Genomic DNA, 1,392 nt, shown 5'->3' with positions numbered 1-1,392 from the left:
GTGATAGGCCAGGTAGAGGTGCTCGGGGTTGTGGAGCGACACCCCGGTCATGCGATGGGTGCGAGCGTTGTACCAGCCGATGAAATCGGTGGCGTGTTTGATGTGCGTGCGCCGGGCCAACAGGCTACCCGCCTCATCCTCGTATTCGTCCCATACCGGGTCCTGTGCCTGGGCATACCCATAGGCCGATGAAGGCCGCGTCCAGGGGATGAACCCCAGCAGACGCTGGCGTGGGGGCTTCACGTGGCTGCGGAAGGAGGACTCGCGCTGGATGAAGGCCATCTGGGTGGCGATGGGTGTGCCCCACTTCTCCTGCGAGCTGCGCGCATGGTCATACCAGCTCGGCTGCTCACGAAAGATCTCGCAGACATTGCGTTGATCGTTCGGGGGTGCCGGGGCCAGCATCGCGCAGCCTGTCAGCCAGAGCAGGGCTGCCATGGCCAGTGTAGGCCTGAGCCATTTGACGATCATCGCATGTCTCCGCTGACGCAGCTCGATCACTCGGTTCAAGGCGTCCTTCCGTGGCTTGGGTTGAAAGGGTTCCCATGGGCTGGGCGAGCTGACAGACGGTTTATGCGCCTCTCAAGCCATTTCACCATCAGCTGCATCGAAGTCTGGTGGCTAATCGGGTCAGAACGCATTTCAGTCTACGGTCCCTTTTCACTGTCGTCGATACGCCAGACTTGGTTGAGGCGGGTGATGGTGTGGGACCACTTGGGCGTGGTGGGCTTGCACACGGTGTTCTGGTTGCCGAACAGGCCGACCTCGCTGAAGGCCTCCTTGCGGCTGACGGTATGCAGCCAGCGTACCGGGACCAGATACTCGGCCTCGTCGTCATCCTTTGCCGAGTCGAGCTGCGGGTAGCCTTCGATCAGCGCCATCTCCAGCAGGGTCTTCGGGCCTTCCGACGTGTCGAATCGGTACGCTTCGGCCCGACAGCGCTCGCCGATCACCTCACCGACGCCCACGTAGCCGATCTTGGGGATATAGACCCAGACCCGGTCGCCCTCCGAGAGCATGGCCAGCGTCTTGGAGTACCAGGTTGCGCCGCCGCCGCAGATAAAGCCAAGGCGACGGGCGTCCTCCCAGGGGTAGTCGGGGCCGAAGGAGGCGTAGAATTCGCCGTTCCAGGGCTCCTTCTTTGCCTTGCGGGCGATTGGCTGGGTAGGCTCGTCCGGGTCGATCATCCAGGAGGCGTAGTCGATGGCTTGGGCCACCACGTCACGCGGCGTCTTGTCGCGCTTGAGCTCGATGACGATCACCGTGCCGTTGGCATCGATGGCCAGCAGGTCGACCAGCTTGTCGAAGGCGGTGCGAACCTGGCGGCCGATCAGCAGCCAGTCCCGGTTGAGGATCGAGACATCCTGCATGATCTGCTCTTCCAGCAGCCCC

At 62.9% G+C, this 1,392-nt stretch carries 2 protein-coding genes; both read right to left on the bottom strand.

The window, feature by feature from the left end; translation table 11 throughout:
• On the bottom strand, window positions 1–471 hold a 471-nt coding region (locus tag ACESMD_RS00085), incomplete at its 3' end, for a lysozyme-like domain containing protein (protein WP_372609269.1).
• A gap of 176 nt (window positions 472–647) precedes the next feature.
• Window positions 648–1,392 (bottom strand): hypothetical protein (locus ACESMD_RS00080; protein WP_372609268.1); only part of this gene is annotated, 745 nt, incomplete at its 5' end.

The organism is Halomonas sp. (assembly GCF_041689495.1).
Lineage (GTDB): Bacteria > Pseudomonadota > Gammaproteobacteria > Pseudomonadales > Halomonadaceae > Halomonas.
This window is presented reverse-complemented; position numbering and strand designations above follow the sequence as displayed.